The sequence below is a fragment of the Rhizobium sp. rho-13.1 genome, from assembly GCF_007000305.1.
GTDB lineage: Bacteria > Pseudomonadota > Alphaproteobacteria > Rhizobiales > Rhizobiaceae > Rhizobium > Rhizobium rhododendri.
Genome location: NZ_SCFL01000004.1, coordinates 190,452 through 205,852 on the forward strand (window position 1 = coordinate 190,452; position 15,401 = coordinate 205,852).

Sequence of the window (15,401 nt, forward strand, 5' to 3'; positions counted from 1 at the left end):
CAATGCTGAAACTTTACGATACCGAACTGTCGTCGCGCCTGCTGCTCGGAACGGCGCGTTACCCGTCTCCGGCGGTGCTTGGCGAGGCGGTCAGGCGGTCGGGTGCCGAGATCGTCACCGTGTCGCTTCGCCGCGAAACCTCCGGCGGCAGGGCAGGCGGTGCATTTTTCGAACTCATCCGCCAACTCGGGGTGCGTGTCCTGCCCAACACGGCCGGATGCCATAGTGCCTCGGAGGCCATTCTGACTGCCAGGATGGCAAGGGAGATCTTCGCGACAGACTGGATCAAGCTGGAAGTCATCGGCAATCACGACAGTCTGCAGCCGGATGTGTTCGAGCTTGTCGAAGCAGCGCGGATCCTCGCAGGCGAAGGGTTTTGCGTCTTTCCCTACACGACGGACGATCTCGTCGTTGCGGAAAAACTGCTGGCCGCTGGTTGTCAGGTGCTGATGCCCTGGTGCGCGCCGATCGGTTCGGCGGCGGGTCCGCGCAATGCGTCGGCGCTCGTTGCCTTCAGGGCGGCCTTCCCCGCGATCCCGCTGATCGTCGATGCCGGCCTCGGGCGGCCGTCGCATGCGGCCGCGGTCATGGAACTGGGTTACGACGCCGTTCTGCTCAACACCGCTGTCGCCATGGCCGGCGATCCGCCTGTCATGGCCGAGGCGTTTGCGAAAGCAGTCGATGCGGGGCGGCTTGCCTATCTGTCCGGTATGCTGGAGCCGCGTGACATGGCCGTTCCCTCGACGCCCGTCATCGGCAAGGCGGTGTTTCAATGAAGTTCGATCCCTTCTACCTCATCGTCGACAGTGCCGACTGGATCGAGCGCCTGGTGCCGCTCGGCGTGAAACTCGTGCAGTTGCGCGTCAAGGACAAGTCTGAGACCGAGTTGCGGCGGGAAATCCGGCGCGCCAGTGCCGTGTGCCTGGCTCACGGATGCCAGCTTATCGTCAACGACTACTGGCAACTGGCGATCGACGAAGGATGTGACTTCGTCCATCTCGGACAGGAGGACCTTGCCGGGGCAGACCTTGCCGCCATTCGCGCGGCCGGATTGAAGCTCGGGCTTTCCACCCATGATGTCGCCGAACTCGACACGGCGCTTGACGCTCGACCGGATTACGTCGCGCTTGGGCCGGTCTGGCCGACCATCCTCAAAAAGATGAAATGGCAACCACAGGGGATCGAACGGGTTGCCGAGTGGAAGCGTCGTATCGGCGATCTTCCCCTCGTTGCCATCGGCGGCATCACTGCCGAGCGGGCACCGCTGGTGTTGGAGCATGGGGCTGCGTGCGCAGCTGTCGTTACCGACATCACCCTTCATGAAGACCCGGAAGGCCGGACACGGCAATGGCTTGCAGCAACGGCACCGTGGAGACTTGGGGAAATCGAGAAATGACGCTGATAGCCCTTACCATCGCCGGATCGGACAGCGGCGGCGGCGCCGGTATCCAGGCGGACCTCAAGACATTCTCCGCCCTCGGCGTTTACGGCGCAAGCGTGCTGACCGCCGTCACTGCGCAGAACACGTTGGGCGTTTCGGCCATAGAGGATATCTCTGTTTCCATGGTTGCAGCCCAGATGCAGGCGGTGCTCGCTGATCTCGTCGTCAACGCGATCAAGATAGGCATGCTGTCGCGCGAGGACACGATCCGGACCGTTGCCGAGGGCTTGCGGGGCTTCGACGGACCTGTCGTGCTCGATCCCGTCATGGTGGCAACATCCGGAGACAGGTTGCTCCGCGACGATGCGGTGGCTGCGTTGAAACGAGCACTGATGCCGCGAGCCGATATCATAACGCCGAACCTCTTCGAGGCGGCAATCCTGACAGGCCTGCCTGTCGCGGACACGCCTGAAGACGTTGCACGGCAGGCACTGCAGTTACGCAACGAGGGCGCACGTGCGGTGCTGATCAAAGGGGGTCATGGCAAGGGTAGCGAATGCGTCGACACCCTTTTGACCATCGACGGAGCGGTCCATACCTTCAGATCCCCTCGTCTGGAAACACTCAACGGTCACGGAACCGGCTGCACCCTGTCAGCAGCCATTGCCGCCCAACTCGCACACGGCCACGATCTGCCGACTGCTGTTGGAATGGCAAAGGAATACGTGCACGCAGCCCTGGCCGCTTCACAGGATCTGCGGATCGGAAAGGGCCGGGGTCCGGTGCACCATTTCCATGCCCAGTGGTAGGAGTGGTGAAGCGGTTAGTCCATTGAGCGCAAACCGCAAGCTTCCGGAGCCGATCGTATCGCGGCGTTATTTCTTGCTCGGCCTGACGGCGCTGCGCAACTCGATGAGGCGATCAAGCGATTGCAGTGTCCTGTCGCGCGCAACTGTGGCCAGCGCCAGCATCAGCGCTTCGATGCAAACCATGGTGGAGCCGTGCAGAGCGACGTGTTCCGTCTTCGCCCGGGGAATGACGATCGATGCGTCCGCATACCGGCGCAACACGGTGTCGGGCTGTCCTACCAGCATGACGATGGGGATGCCGAGACGCTTGGCTTCGCCGATCGTGGCCATGGCCTCGCGATGTGGTCGGCCATATGCCATCATAATGAGCGCGTCACCGCTTTCCATCGACAGCAACTGCTCGGCAAGAGCGATCCCTGTAGCGTTCAGCGTATAGGACCGGTAGCCGTTTCTCTGGAAAAGACGGGAAGCGTAGCTTGCGATGATGCCGGAAGCGCCTATCCCGAAGACCCCGATGGATCGTGCCTCGAGAAGCAGGGGCACCGCCAATTTCAGGGCGTCGCGACTGGAAGGTTCCGCTAGTGCCGCCATCGCCTTTCGATGATCGTCGATGACAAAATCGATCGCGGCATCCGCGCCGCTGTCGAGTGCCTCCGTCGTCGCGGCCATCTTTTCGGAAGGCGAGTCCGTTTCGCCGATATGAGCCTCGAGCGTATCCTTGAGGTCGATGAGGCCTTCGAAGCCGAGCGCCTGAATCGCGCGAATGACGGTTGCATCCGAGGTCACGGTGTCAGCGGCAATTTCGAGCGCAGATTTTCCAAGGACCGCATGCCGGTGCTGATCGATGTAGTCCACAACGCTGATCAGGCTTGGCGAAAGAGACCCCCGGCGGCTCTTCAGTCTCTCGCCAAAGCGATCGATGCGTCGGGGCCGCCGTGTCCCGCCAGGCGCGCCATCTGGTTCTTTTGGCATCGTCTATTCCCAAAGTTTTAAGGCCAAAGCGTCGTCTTGCCCCACACGGTTCTATTTCGACGGCATCGGTGGCTGCCGGCCTGAAATTTGAGACTGGACGACGGAGACCATCAGCGAAAGTGCCGCGTATGAATTGGAGATCGCTTCCTCCCTGGGCAGGACAATATAACGGCCTTCGCGGCAGGCTGCGAGGAAGCGGCAATAGTCCGGCAGTATCTTGTTCATGGCAGCGATCTCGTCTGCAGGCGTGCCGCCGATATCCGACCGATATGTATCGAAGATATAGTCGGCATCGAGCTCCGGCAGTCGTTCGGCACTGACTTCCACGCGGCCGCCCTCCGGAATGCTGTCGATGATCTCGGGGAACCTGAAACCGGCATCTCGAAGGACACGACCAAGCGAACGATAGGTGTGGTAGATGCTCACCTTGCCATTCTGCGCCTGCATTACGGAGACGGTGACCTTGGAGGTATCCACCAGCTTTTTCAGTTGCTCTATCTGGACCTTGTAGCGCCGGTCGAGCACCGCAAGGCGGCCTTGAGTTCCCGTCAGGTCGGCAAGTTTCTCGTATATGTGCGGCGCCCCGCCCGAGGTATCGTCGATGACGACTGTCGGGGCTATTTTAGCGAGTTGTTCGACGGGCGTCGTGCGCCCCGGTTCGGTGATGATAAGGTCTGGTCCTGCCGCGACCACAGCCTCCATGTCGGCGGTGACAGCGCCAATGTACTGAATGCCGGAATTGTCGAAATCCACACCTGTCAGGATCGGGCTCGAGCGCAGATATGGCTTGCCGTCGACGCCGGCGCGGCCATGGCTGGCGACAGGGGGTGCGCCGAGTTCAATCAGCGGTATGGTGATATCGAGGTCGTGCATCGAGACGATCCGAAGCGGGCGCTTCGGCACTTCGACGACCCTGCCGGCGTCGTCGGTAAAGGAGCGCATCTCTGCCGCGTGGGCTGCAGTAAACGAGGCCATCGACAGAGCGATGATGGCGGCGGCAAATGCGGTAGATCTTTTCATTCTGTCATCCTAAAGCTGATCGCGGCGTTTCCAGAGAAGCGTCAAGAGAACGGGGACGCCGACGATCGACATGACGATGCCGGCCGGCAACTGGTGTGGAGCAAATGCGGCGCGCCCGATCGTGTCTGCGGCCAGAACCAGTGCCGCGCCACAGAGCGCGCTTGCGCCCAGCAACGCGCCCTGGCTGCCACGAACCGAAAGCCGGGCGAGGTGGGGGGCGATCAAACCCACGAAGCCAAGACTTCCAACCAGCGCAACGCAGGCAGACGTCAGCAGCACAGGTGCCGTGAATCTTATTATTGCGAGTGTTTTCAGCGACACGCCGAGGCCCGCTGCTGCCTGAGGGCCGAGCATCGCGGCATCGGCTGCGCCTGCAGTCAGGAAGAGCAGGCACGCACCCATGAACATCGCGGCAAAGGCGATCGGCACAGCTTCCCATGAAGCGCCGTTCAGGCTTCCGGCAAGCCATACCAGGGCCGCCTGGACATCGCGGATATCGGCAGTCGTGACGATGACGGAGACGACTGCGGCTGCAAGCCAGGACGTGCCGATGCCGACCATCACGAAGCGCATGCGGGTCACGCCGCGGGCGATGAGAACAACAATGAGCGCAATGGCAAGCCCGCCCGCCATGCCGGCAGCAGTCCGCCCGTAAAGCCCGGCAAAAGGGGCGTAAAGCGAAAAGACGATCGCTGCGGCGCTGGCACCTTCCTTGACGCCAAGCAGGCTCGGATCAGCAAGTCCGTTGCGCGTCAGCGTCTGCATTGCCGTGCCGGCAAGCCCGAGCATGGCGCCGACCATAAGTGCCAGGAAGACACGTGGCAGGCGCAGATCCCACAAGATGCGCATGGTCTGATTGCTGAGGCGCCCCGGATCCACGACGAGATTGAAGGCATCCCTGAGGTTTATCGGTTGGCTTCCGGCGAGGATGGCAAACAGGGTCAGGCAAAGTGTGCCGAATGCCAGGCCCAGAATAGTGATCGAGGTGGCCACATGAATGCGTCTCGAGAAAAACGGACCGCTGACGACTAGGTGCGGCTTCGGAGTGTCGTAACCGGTCATTTGAGAGCCCGCGAGGCGATGGCGACGAAGAGAGGCGCTCCCAGCATGGCGGTCATGATGCCGGTTGCCAACTCGTACGGCGTAAACAGCGTGCGTGCGCCTATGTCGGCGGCGACGAGCAAGGCGGCACCCAGGAGTGCGGCAAGCGGCAGGGCGATGCGGGCATCTCCGCCGGCAGACCATCGTGCGATTGCAGGCACGATCAGGCCGACAAACCCGATCGGTCCTGCGATGGAGACAGCAGTTCCCGCGAGAATTGCCGTTGCGCAGAGGCCAACGAACCGCGTTGTCCAGATCGGAACGCCGAGCGCCGTCGCCACGGTATCGCCGAGTGCCAGCGCGTTGAGTCGTGGGCCAATGAAAAACGCAAGCAGGAGGCCAACAGCTATCGGCCCGAGCGCTGCGGCAATAGTGCCGTAGCTGACGCCGGCCAGATCGCCCGCGAGCCAGAAGCGCAAGGATTGCAGCGTCTCCTCGTCGAAAAGCAGTATGGCCGAGGTGATGGACGAGGCCAGCGAAGACAGCGCGATGCCGCAGAAGGTAACCTTGAGCATCGTCGGGCCGGACCGACCAGCGGAAGACACTGCCAGCACAAGAATAAACAGGGTGGCTGCGCCAACGGACGCGATCAGTGGGCGACTGAGACCACCAGACAGGAAAGGCACGCTGCTTGTCGCCGTGACCGCCAATGCGGCACCGGCATTGAGGCCGAGAATATGAGGCTCGCCCAGCGGATTGTGCAGCAGCCCCTGCAGGAGAAGCCCGGAGACGCCGAGTGCCGCACCGACGAGGAGGGCGGCTGCCAGGCGCGCAAATCGCAACTTGACCAGCAGTTGATGATCGAAATTAGCGGGATCGAAATGGAAGACCGCTTGAAAAAGGGTCAGCGGTGAAACCGCTCTGGCACCGATGCTGATATGGATGCAGGCCAGTGTGAGGATCGCCAGGAGAAGCGCGCCCGTTACAAGGCCAACGCGAATCCCGCTCGAGGGCTGGCGCCTGGTATCCGAGGACATGACATAATTCACGTGATCGGCCCCGCGCCATGGGCAGGAACGAAAACCGGTTTGTCAGTCTGCGGATGGGTTAGTCGAATGACCTGCACGCTGAAGACGTCCTCTATGAGTTCGGCCGTGCAGGTGCCCGGCTCCTCCGCAATGTGCCGAATGGACCCGTTTTTCAGGAAGACGACGCAATCGGCATACTGGACGGCGAAATTCAGGTCGTGCAGCACGACGACGATCGTCCGGTCGTGATCCCGGGCCAGATCCCTCAGCAGTTCCATGACCTCCACCTGATAGTGGAGGTCCAGATAGGTCGTCGGTTCATCCAGCAGGATAACCGGGGTTTGCTGCGCGAGAGCCATGGCGATCCAGCACCGCTGCCGCTGACCGCCGGAAAGACTGTCCACCGGCCGGTGGAGGAGATCGGAAAGGTCTGTAACCTCGAGTGCTTGCCTGACCGCTTGCTCGTCCTTGTCGGTCCACTGTTTCAGGAAACCCTGGTGCGGATGGCGGCCGCGCGACACGAGGTCATAGACCGTCAAACCTTCCGGAACCACGGGGCTTTGCGGCAGAAGGCCCAGCTTCCTCGCCACCGACCGCGTCGGCAAAACGTGAATGTCGTGTCCTTCCAGAAGCACATTGCCAGCGCTGGGCTTCATCAGGCGGGCGATGGTCGCCAGCATCGTCGATTTGCCACAGCCATTGGGGCCAACCAGCGCGGTCAACTTGCCTGCACCGATGTCGAGCGATATTCCGGATAAGACTGTCTGCCGTCCGTAGCCGGCAGAGACGTCGCGTGCGGAGAGGGGATGCCCTCGCTCGGCTCCTCGAGCTTTCGAGTTCAATCTGTCCGTCATGCCCGCGGCAGTCCTGTTTTAAAAATCCGACCTCTCCTACCGTCTGGAAACCGCACGAGAAAGAGAATTCTTGAGTGTAGTAGTCAATTTTAAATTCGAAAAGATGCGATTGCCGTTGTTGGTTGTGCCTGCGTGACAGCCATATCGCGGCTCACCTCTCCCGTAGGCGCACGCTCAACACATTGCTTCTATTTATATATTAGGGGTATCTCAGGGTCGAGAGCTTGACGGCAACGGGAACGCAGGCGAGCACGCCGGGCATAAAATTGCGGATATTCCACCAATTAAAGTTGACTACTACATTCATGAAATCATACCTGCCATCGGCTCGCAGGCGGGCAAGGGGTAATTTCTGACGAAGATATCCGCAAGGATATGGGGGTACGACATGATTGAACGGCGAGCCGCAGGGCGCTACGGTCCCAATATCCTGAGGGCTACTGCCTTGGCGCTGGCTGCCTGCGCCGCCTATCCGGCATTCGGCGAAGACGCTCAACCGGCTGCAACGGCGGCGACCGATGTGTTTCCCAAGGAAAGCCGGATAAAGGACGACACCGTGCTGAAGCCGATCGTCGTCGGTAAAGGCAGCAATGCCGCGACGCAGGGCTATCAACCGATCTCCACCGTAACCGCGACGCGTACGGATACACCTCTGCTCGATATCCCGCAGGCCGTGAACGTTGTCAGCCAGGACGTCCTGAGAGACCAGAATGCGCGGTCGCTGGACGACGCACTTGCGAATATCAGCGGTGTTGCGCAGTCGAATACGCTTGGCGGCACGCAAGAATCCATCATCCGGCGCGGTTTCGGGGACAACAGGGACGGTTCGATCCTCATCGATGGCATGAAAACCGCGATGTCTCGCAGCTTCAATGCGACGACCGATCGTGTCGAAGTTCTGAAAGGCCCGGCGTCGACACTTTACGGCATCCTCGATCCCGGCGGCATGATCAACGTGGTGACGAAGAAGCCGGAGCAGACTTTCAGCGGCAAGACCTATACCAGCGTTTCAAGCTTCGGCGGTGGATCTGCAGGGTTTGATTTCACAGGCCCGATCGAAGGTACAGATTTGAGCTATCGTGTCGTCGGAGACTACAAACACGTCGACTACTGGCGCAATTTCGGCGTCAACAAGGATTGGGTACTCTCGCCATCGCTGACATGGTCCGGTGAAGATACCGAAGTGACGGTCTCCTACACGCATGAAGACTATAGTGTCCCCTTCGACCGCGGGACGATCTTTGATCTCGCCACCGGCCATGCCGTCGATGTCGACCCGAAGATCCGCTTCGACGAACCCTATAACATCAGCAAGGGGCAATCGAACCTTGCGTCTGTCCACGTCAAGCGCGACCTTGGCGACGACTGGAAGCTGACATTCGATTACACCTACAGCATCAATACCTATTCGGATAACCAGGCACGCCTCATCTCCTATAACGCAGCGACGGGGATCCTGACGCGACGGGCGGATGCCACGCAGGGCTCGACGATCTACAATCACGCCGTTCGCACCGATCTGTCCGGTGACGTCGATATTGCCGGTTTCCGAAATGAGCTGCTGTTCGGGACGTCCTACGACTATGCGGATACGCTCCGGACCAAACTGATCCGCTGCGCCAATCGCACCGGGTTCAATATCAATAACCCGACTTACGGCACGCTACCGGAGTGCACCACCGTATCGGCTGCCGACAGTGACCAGACAGAGCAGATCTCGACAGCTTCCTTCTACGCTCAGGACGCTTTGCATCTCAACGATCAATGGATACTGGTCGGCGGTTTTCGCTATCAATATTATGACCTGATGGCCGGCAAAGGGCGCCCTTTCAACGAGAATACCGACAGCTTTGGCACTGCTTTCGTCCCACGCGGTGGTATTGTCTACAAAGTGACCCCGGACTTCTCGCTCTATGCGAACGCTGCCAAGACGTTCCGTCCGCAGTCTTCCATCGCCAGCTACTACGGCAATCTCGATCCTGAAGAAGGCGTGGCCTACGAGGTCGGTGCCAAATTCGACGTGCTTGACGGCATTACCGCGAACGTCGCGCTCTACACCAGCGACAAGAAGAATGTCGCTTATTCCAGCCTCGATCCGGTGACGGGCGATACGGTCGTGAAGACGGCAGGCCTCGTGCGGGCAAGCGGCATCGAAGCCGATATGGCGGGCGAAATCACCGATGAGATGAGTTTCATTGCAAGCTACGGCTACACGCACGCGCGGATCCTCGAGGACCCCGACTACGCCGGAAACGAGCCGGTCAATGTACCGCATCATACAGGCTCGCTCTACCTCACCTACGATTTTGGCGAGATCGACAGCCGTGGTGATTCACTGAAGCTTGGAGGCGGTGTTCGTGCTGTTGGACGGCGTGCCGGGATCAACACGAACGCCTATTACCTGCCGGGCTATATGGTGGCTGACGCATTTGCAGCCTACACCTGGAAGAACGACCGCCCGTTGACGCTCCAGCTCAACCTCAAGAATATATTCAACAAAACCTATTACACTTCATCGATCGGCACGACAGCATTGGGAAACCAGATCGGCGAGCCTTTCAGCGCGGTATTGTCGGCAAGCGTCCAGTTCTGACAGGTGGCTGAGATTGTCGCTTGTCAAAGGACTGTCGGGGCTGCTTTGATATGTTTCAGCCAGAACCGGCATCGTTACAATATAGAAGTTCCATAAGATTGATTACGCATTTTTGTGGTGTAGCCGGGTACATTCTATTTTCAAGTGCGACATGCCAATGATTTCAAGGGTTTCACTTTGGAGATTTTGGTATGTCTCGATGCTACACGCAGATCACCCTCGCCGATCGCCGACGCCTGCATCACCTGGTGGCGTCAAGCGTTCCCATCAACGAGATGGCCCGTCAGCTCGGGCGTCATCGCTCGACCATATACCGCGAGATCAGGCGCAATACGTTTCACGATCGCGAACTGCCGGACTACGACGGCTACTACAGTACGGTTGCCGACGGTATTGCCAAGGAGCGGCGCCGCCGGTTGAGAAAGCTGCAGCGCCACCCGACTTTGCGCACAGAGATTGTCAGCCAGCTGGAGGCTCGCTGGTCGCCGGAACAAATTGCCGGACGCCTGCTGTCGGACGGCCTCAGTCTCATTCGCGTTTGTAAGGAGACGATCTATCGCTTCATCTACAGCAAAGAAGATTATGGGCTCGGTCTCTATCAATATCTACCAGAGGCACGCCGCAAACGTCGTCCTATGCGATCAAGAAAGCCACGCGACGGTGCGTTTCCGGCCACGCACCGCATATCCCAACGACCTGATTTCGTTGGAGATAGATCACAGTTTGGGCATTGGGAGGGCGACCTGCTCATCTTCGAACGCCCACTCGGCCATGCGAATGTCACTACTCTCGTGGAGCGCAGGAGCCGCTATACCGTTCTCATCAAGAACCCGAGCCGACACTCGCGCCCGATCATGGACAAGATCATCAGAGCGTTTTCGCCTTTACCGGCATTCGCGCGTCAAAGCTTCACATTTGATCGTGGTACCGAGTTTGCCGGATTCAGGGCTTTGGAAGATGGGATCGGTGCGTGCAGTTGGTTTTGCGACCCAAGTGCACCTTGGCAAAAAGGCACAGTCGAGAACACCAATAAGCGCATTCGACGCTATCTGCCTGGTACCACAGATCTGGCAGAAGTTTCACAACGCGACCTTCTCTACCTTGCACGCCATATCAACAATCAACCGCGCAAATGTCTCGGATACCGGACGCCGACCGAGGTGTTTATGGCGCATTTGCACGAAGACAGGTGATCCCCTATCCTGCAAAGCAGGCATGATGCACTTGGGTTAGCTTCTCCACCGGGTGGGTTCAAGGATGAAGTGCGACTTGCCGCCGCCTCGCCCGTAAACCTTCAAATGCCCATCTACTTCATATCCTTCACGTTTTCGACCTTGGTGGTTGTTACGGCGAGGGATTGGGCGAGGATGCCGTTGAATAGGGGGCAGACGAAGAAGAGGTCGCGGTGGGTTTGGGTTGGGGCGTTTTCGAGGGCGTGGGCGAGCGCTTTCAGGAGGACGGATCCGGAACGGAACGCGTAGGTTCCAGCCGAGGCTTCGCTGGAGATGACCTTTTTCTCGGCCGCCTCGACAACGTTGCCGTCGTCGTTTTTGCGGAGATAGCTGTAGAGCGGATTTTGGCTCTGGAAGGTCAGCGCGAGGCCGCCAACGTCAGCGTGCCGGGCAAAGTGGAGTGCTGGATCGAGGGCGGTCGAGTAGAGGATGTCGGCGAGATCGATGACGACAGGATTGTTGTGGGCGCCGAGTTGCAGGGCTGCACCGGCAAGGCTGCTGAAGGCTGCGCCGGTCGTGAAGTGCGACAGGAAGACGACGCGGCAACCGGGAAACCAGGCTTGGAGGTAGTCGCTTGCAAAGGCCCGTGTTTCCGCCCGATCATGGAGCACGAATGCGTAGCTGGAGGGGGCGGTGCCCCTCGCCCACGGCCGCTGCTTCAACGTCGCGAGGAGGAAGGGGTCGGCTTGCCCGATATCCATGAGTGCCTTGAGACTGCCGTCGGCGGATACGAAGTCCGGACCGGCCAGGGGCACGACGATATTGAGGCCGGAGATGTTCATCGGCGTTACGAGGCCATGGCGAGGGGCGCATCGGCCGAAGACGGCAAGCCGCTTGCGGCGAGGTATGCGTTGAGATCCTCCGGGGTGCCGAGGCCCTTCATGGCATCCGGGCTGACCTCGTAGACGCCGATCCTGGCGCCGTTGCGGATCATGTAGTTGTAGGCCGGGCAGGTGTAGAACTCGTTGTTCACCCGGTCGTTACAAGCGATCATGTCGACGGCGGCGCGGACGAAATCGGAGCCCCGACGGAAGAGATAGATGCCGACGGTGGCGAGATCGGAGATCGGCTTTTTCTCTGCCACCTCGGTGACCAGGCCCCGGTCGTCAACCTTGGCGAAGGACCATTTCGGGTCCATCTGCGCATCGCGAAAAACCAGGATCGAGCCGTCGAGCTTGCGCTGCAGGCAATCCTTGATGAAGGCGCTGCAATCGAAATCGACCCACTGATCCGAGTTGGCAATCAGCAGCGGCCGGTCGTTGTCGAAGCTGCTGCGGGCAAGCAGCACCGTGCAGGCGGTGCCCTCCGTCAGGCGGTCTACGGGCCTGATCGTGGTGCCCATTGCCCGCAAGAGCTGGACGTCTCCATCGCATGCCTTCATGTGCTCGGCACGCAGAAGCACGGTGGGGGTGGCGTTCGGCGGGCATACATTGCCGATGACATGTTCGAGCATCATCCTTCCATCGACATCGATGAACGGTTTAGGCTTGCGCCAGTTCTGCCGGGCAAAGCGGCTGCCCTCGCCGGCCGCCGGGATGAGCACGTTGATCGGCCGGTCATCCCGTGACTGGTCGCGCAGGCTTGCGGCGAGCTCGGTGGCGGCGAATTCGGCAATCTTTTCCGGCGAATAGAAGCTGTAATATCTGGAGGCCTCGATCTTCACATAGGCGACCTGTTCGTCGCTGAGGATGATCTGGTTAAGGGCGGCGGAGAAGTAATATTGGCCCTCGACGTCATCGCCGTTGAGGATCGCGCGGCGTGCCGCTGCGAAGAAGTCACCTGCCCTCCGAAAGTAATAGAAGCCGGCAACGGCGATATCGGAGACGACGCGCTTTTCTGCCGCCTGGGCAACACGTCCGTCGCCTTCGGGCACGATATAACACCAGCGCGGATGGACGGAGCGGAAGGTGACGACGCCAGAGGCAACGTCGTCTTGGCGAAACTTCTCCAGGATTTCCATCAGCGGCGCATCGATGATCTGGTCGCTGTTGCAGATGACGAGAGGCGCCTCCAGATCCAGTTCGTCGCCGGCCAGCAGCGCAGAGCAGAGGCCGCCCCTGGTCTCGCCGACCCGCTGGATGACCTTGGTCCCCTGCCCGCCGACAATCATCAGGGTCTCATCGAGCGAAAAGCGTCGTGCATCGTCGGCTGAAATGATGAAGCAGAAGCGGGCGTCGGCAATCGTCGTGCGCAGCGCCGAGACGACGCAGTCGATCATCGGCTTGCCGGCGATCTCGATCAGCGGCTTGGGAAAGAAATACTCCTGCTCTGGAAAGAACTGCGAGCGGCTGGCGATCGGCATGAGAATCTGCATGGAGAATCCTGCTCGGTGTTACGCTGTCTTGCGATGGGAAATTGCGGATGTGCCGGCATTTGCCGCTTCAGGCCTTGCTGGGTTGAGATCGGCGGCGCCCTGCCCCAGCATGCGGCCCATGTCTGCAAGCTCGATTTCATTGATGCGCTGCATGATCCGCTCATAGGTCACGTCGGCGGGCGTGCCGACGACGAGCACATGACCGCCGCTTGCGCGCGCCGCCCGGATGCCGTGCTCGTTGTCCTCGAGGATCAGGCACTCATGCGGCTCGACGCCGAAGCGCTGCATTGCCGAGAGGTACATTTCCGGATCGGGCTTTGCCTTTGCGACATCCTCGTTGGAGACGATGGCATCGATGAACGGCGACAGCGCTGCGAGGCGCATCATGACTTCGATGGAATTGCAGATCGAATTTGAGCAGACGGCAATCTTGCGCCCCGACTTGTGCAGGCGTGAGAGCGCCTTCTGGTGGTGGAAGACCGGCTTGCACCGCAGATGGGTGAGCTCGATGGTGTAATTCTGCTTCAGCCCGTTCAGCAGATCGTGCAGCCCGCGCGGCAGGCCATGAGCCGCCGTTAAAATCTCAAGCTTGCGACGTGTCGGCAGTCCATCGAAGGTGGACAGATGGGATTCGCGGCTGATCGTATAGCCGAACAGCTCGAGCGCGCGGTTCAGCGCCTCGTAATGCCAGTCCTTGGCGTCGATCAGGACACCATCCATGTCGAATAGAACGGCTTTGATCATGCTGCTTCACTCCCGAAATAAACAGCTGCGGCATCGGGAAAATCCGTGCAGAGCAGCATGGAGGTAAGATCCAGGTTTGGTCGATCCCGAAGGGAAGACCAGAAGGTTTCGTACGGGCGCTTGTGCAGCTCTGGCGAAACCAGCGCGATCGGCTTGCCATTCGTGGACAGTCGCTCTGCCACGTCGACCTGGGGAAAATCGCCGGTAAAATTGTCGAGCCAGATACCGGCCGATTCTGCCGCCAGCGCGGGCGTCGGCTCGTATTCGCTGACGCGCGTGTAGACCGGCATTCCAGCCCTGATGTACGCCAGCATGTCCGGGATCGACATATCGAAGACGAAATAGGAAGTGACGCCGTGGGCGCGCAATGCGCGGTGGGTCATTTCGGCAAGACCGTCGGCCTTGATGTTCAGCGCCAGCGTTCCCGTGCAGCCATTGACGGCGTAGAAATCGAGTAGCCAGTCGAAGGTGATGATGTCGTCGGAACGGGTTGGCGGATCGTGGGAGATGACGAGTGCGCCATCGAGATCGCGAATGTCGGTTTCCAGGCCGAACCCGGCGAGAAGGGCACTGCAAAGGGCGGTACGCGAATTTTTCGCGACGTTGTCATTCCAGCTGCCGCGATGAGCAAGGATGCTGCTTCTGGCAATCGTGCCCATTCTACCGCCCCTGCCCGAGATCACCGATCGGCACATGCTATCGCTGCATGGCCGCGCCACAGCAAAGCCATGAGTCGCGCTGTCGAGGTCATTGGAGGGGCTGCAGCTTGTGCCAGCCTTATGGTTGAACGATATGCGGGGAAAATCGCATGGTAGTGATCAAGTCAAGGTTGTGGGCCGACGCGATAAGGCTTCTTGCGCAATATCAAAGTATAAAGCCTGACGCTTGGCGCGATCAGTGCGCCCGCAGTTCCGTCGATTGCTCCGCAGACGCCGTTGCGTCCGTGGAAGCTGTACCCTGCTCAGCCATGCGCGCGGAGAGATCGAAGAGCTCCGTCAGTTCCTGATGCTCGCGGTAGGCCGACAGCCAGTTTTGCTCGCTGGCAGCCTTTGCTTCCGCAGCATCGTCTATCCATGACGCGAGGGGGTCGCGTGGTTGTTCCTGGTCGGAAGGGTCGTCGATCGGCTGGAACTGGGCGATCAGGAGGCCGATTTTCTGCAACTGGGAGCGCTGCTGCATCCGGCGTTCATTGGCGATCAGCAGCCGGAAGGCGTTCACCAAGGTGCCCTTCGGTGAGGGCAGTTCTTCCAGGTCTACAAGCCTTGTCTCGGCAATCGGGTTGGCTTTCAGGTAGACGAGAAACTCGCGGACGATATGACCGGCATGCAGCAGCGGCGCTGTGTCCATCGGTGTTTCCGACGTGCTCTCCTCGAGCGTTCTGTCCTGGAGTTCCATCTGTAAATCCTTACGATT

At 60.0% G+C, this 15,401-nt stretch carries 15 protein-coding genes; 5 read left to right on the plus strand and 10 right to left on the minus strand.

The annotated features are described in order from the left end of the window. Positions 1-2 precede the first annotated feature (2 nt). From EQW76_RS14155 to thiD, 3 genes are read left to right on the plus strand one after another with little or no spacing between them, the layout of a single operon-like run. Entirely contained in the window at positions 3-776 is a 774-nt protein-coding gene (locus EQW76_RS14155; protein ID WP_142825017.1) for a thiazole synthase, read from the plus strand. Next, positions 773-1,396, plus strand: a complete 624-nt coding sequence (locus EQW76_RS14160; protein WP_142825018.1) for a thiamine phosphate synthase — start codon at positions 773-775, stop codon at positions 1,394-1,396. Before EQW76_RS14155 ends, EQW76_RS14160 begins: the two co-directional genes overlap by 4 nt. After that, complete coding sequence (thiD, locus tag EQW76_RS14165; RefSeq protein WP_142825019.1) at positions 1,393-2,190, plus strand: bifunctional hydroxymethylpyrimidine kinase/phosphomethylpyrimidine kinase; 798 nt, start codon at positions 1,393-1,395, stop codon at positions 2,188-2,190. Before EQW76_RS14160 ends, thiD begins: the two co-directional genes overlap by 4 nt. Positions 2,191-2,256: 66 nt before the next feature. On the opposite strand, the gene EQW76_RS14170 is transcribed toward thiD, so the two are convergent. From EQW76_RS14170 to EQW76_RS14190, 5 genes are read right to left on the minus strand one after another with little or no spacing between them, the layout of a single operon-like run. Further along, a complete protein-coding gene (locus EQW76_RS14170; RefSeq protein WP_142825020.1) occupies positions 2,257-3,162 on the minus strand; it encodes a MurR/RpiR family transcriptional regulator in 906 nt (301 codons plus the stop codon). Between the two features lie 51 nt (positions 3,163-3,213). Further along, the gene (locus EQW76_RS14175) at positions 3,214-4,137 is read right to left on the minus strand and encodes an ABC transporter substrate-binding protein (protein WP_142829472.1); all 924 of its coding nucleotides are present in this window, start codon (positions 4,135-4,137) and stop codon (positions 3,214-3,216) included. 54 nt (positions 4,138-4,191) lie between these two features. After that, a complete protein-coding gene (locus EQW76_RS14180) occupies positions 4,192-5,244 on the minus strand; it encodes an iron ABC transporter permease (RefSeq protein ID WP_142825021.1) in 1,053 nt (350 codons plus the stop codon). Continuing rightward, positions 5,241-6,260 (minus strand): iron ABC transporter permease, encoded by a 1,020-nt coding sequence (locus EQW76_RS14185; RefSeq protein WP_142825022.1) that lies wholly within the window; start codon positions 6,258-6,260, stop codon positions 5,241-5,243. The genes EQW76_RS14180 and EQW76_RS14185 overlap by 4 nt, the downstream gene beginning before the upstream one ends. An 8-nt stretch (positions 6,261-6,268) precedes the next feature. Beyond that, positions 6,269-7,105, minus strand: a complete 837-nt coding sequence (locus EQW76_RS14190; protein WP_142825023.1) for an ABC transporter ATP-binding protein — start codon at positions 7,103-7,105, stop codon at positions 6,269-6,271. Positions 7,106-7,493: 388 nt separating this feature from the next. Between EQW76_RS14190 and EQW76_RS14195 the strand changes: the two genes are divergently transcribed. Together EQW76_RS14195 and EQW76_RS14200 are read left to right on the plus strand one after the other, a co-directional pair. Further along, entirely contained in the window at positions 7,494-9,698 is a 2,205-nt protein-coding gene (locus EQW76_RS14195; protein ID WP_142825024.1) for a TonB-dependent siderophore receptor, read from the plus strand. 191 nt (positions 9,699-9,889) lie between these two features. After that, positions 9,890-10,891, plus strand: a complete 1,002-nt coding sequence (locus EQW76_RS14200) for an IS30 family transposase (protein WP_142825025.1) — start codon at positions 9,890-9,892, stop codon at positions 10,889-10,891. Between the two features lie 113 nt (positions 10,892-11,004). Here the strand turns inward: EQW76_RS14200 and EQW76_RS14205 are convergent, their stop codons facing one another. From EQW76_RS14205 to EQW76_RS14225, 5 genes are all read right to left on the minus strand, one after another. Next, on the minus strand, positions 11,005-11,712 hold the full coding sequence (locus EQW76_RS14205; RefSeq protein WP_142825026.1) for a hypothetical protein: 708 nt from the start codon (positions 11,710-11,712) through the stop codon (positions 11,005-11,007). 5 nt (positions 11,713-11,717) lie between these two features. Then, positions 11,718-13,244, minus strand: a complete 1,527-nt coding sequence (locus tag EQW76_RS14210; protein WP_142825027.1) for a glycosyltransferase family 2 protein — start codon at positions 13,242-13,244, stop codon at positions 11,718-11,720. Positions 13,245-13,262: 18 nt separating this feature from the next. Beyond that, the gene (locus tag EQW76_RS14215) at positions 13,263-13,988 is read right to left on the minus strand and encodes an HAD family phosphatase (RefSeq protein ID WP_142825028.1); all 726 of its coding nucleotides are present in this window, start codon (positions 13,986-13,988) and stop codon (positions 13,263-13,265) included. Beyond that, complete coding sequence (locus tag EQW76_RS14220; protein ID WP_142825029.1) at positions 13,985-14,647, minus strand: hypothetical protein; 663 nt, start codon at positions 14,645-14,647, stop codon at positions 13,985-13,987. Before EQW76_RS14220 ends, EQW76_RS14215 begins: the two co-directional genes overlap by 4 nt. Before the next feature lie 235 nt (positions 14,648-14,882). After that, positions 14,883-15,383: a hypothetical protein gene (locus EQW76_RS14225; RefSeq protein ID WP_142825030.1), complete on the minus strand. Its 501-nt coding sequence runs from the start codon at positions 15,381-15,383 to the stop codon at positions 14,883-14,885. Between the last annotated feature and the right edge of the window lie 18 nt (positions 15,384-15,401).

What these genes read in the sequence shown, in the direction of transcription:
- EQW76_RS14155 (WP_142825017.1), top strand. Translation starts at nt 3, where the DNA reads ATGCTGAAACTTTACGATACCGAACTGTCGTCGCGCCTGCTGCTCGGA.
- EQW76_RS14160 (WP_142825018.1), top strand. Translation starts at nt 773, where the DNA reads ATGAAGTTCGATCCCTTCTACCTCATCGTCGACAGTGCCGACTGGATC.
- thiD (WP_142825019.1), top strand. Translation starts at nt 1,393, where the DNA reads ATGACGCTGATAGCCCTTACCATCGCCGGATCGGACAGCGGCGGCGGC.
- EQW76_RS14170 (WP_142825020.1), bottom strand. Translation starts at nt 3,162, where the DNA reads ATGCCAAAAGAACCAGATGGCGCGCCTGGCGGGACACGGCGGCCCCGA.
- EQW76_RS14175 (WP_142829472.1), bottom strand. Translation starts at nt 4,137, where the DNA reads ATGGCCTCGTTTACTGCAGCCCACGCGGCAGAGATGCGCTCCTTTACC.
- EQW76_RS14180 (WP_142825021.1), bottom strand. Translation starts at nt 5,244, where the DNA reads ATGACCGGTTACGACACTCCGAAGCCGCACCTAGTCGTCAGCGGTCCG.
- EQW76_RS14185 (WP_142825022.1), bottom strand. Translation starts at nt 6,260, where the DNA reads ATGTCCTCGGATACCAGGCGCCAGCCCTCGAGCGGGATTCGCGTTGGC.
- EQW76_RS14190 (WP_142825023.1), bottom strand. Translation starts at nt 7,105, where the DNA reads ATGACGGACAGATTGAACTCGAAAGCTCGAGGAGCCGAGCGAGGGCAT.
- EQW76_RS14195 (WP_142825024.1), top strand. Translation starts at nt 7,494, where the DNA reads ATGATTGAACGGCGAGCCGCAGGGCGCTACGGTCCCAATATCCTGAGG.
- EQW76_RS14200 (WP_142825025.1), top strand. Translation starts at nt 9,890, where the DNA reads ATGTCTCGATGCTACACGCAGATCACCCTCGCCGATCGCCGACGCCTG.
- EQW76_RS14205 (WP_142825026.1), bottom strand. Translation starts at nt 11,712, where the DNA reads ATGAACATCTCCGGCCTCAATATCGTCGTGCCCCTGGCCGGTCCGGAC.
- EQW76_RS14210 (WP_142825027.1), bottom strand. Translation starts at nt 13,244, where the DNA reads ATGCAGATTCTCATGCCGATCGCCAGCCGCTCGCAGTTCTTTCCAGAG.
- EQW76_RS14215 (WP_142825028.1), bottom strand. Translation starts at nt 13,988, where the DNA reads ATGATCAAAGCCGTTCTATTCGACATGGATGGTGTCCTGATCGACGCC.
- EQW76_RS14220 (WP_142825029.1), bottom strand. Translation starts at nt 14,647, where the DNA reads ATGGGCACGATTGCCAGAAGCAGCATCCTTGCTCATCGCGGCAGCTGG.
- EQW76_RS14225 (WP_142825030.1), bottom strand. Translation starts at nt 15,383, where the DNA reads ATGGAACTCCAGGACAGAACGCTCGAGGAGAGCACGTCGGAAACACCG.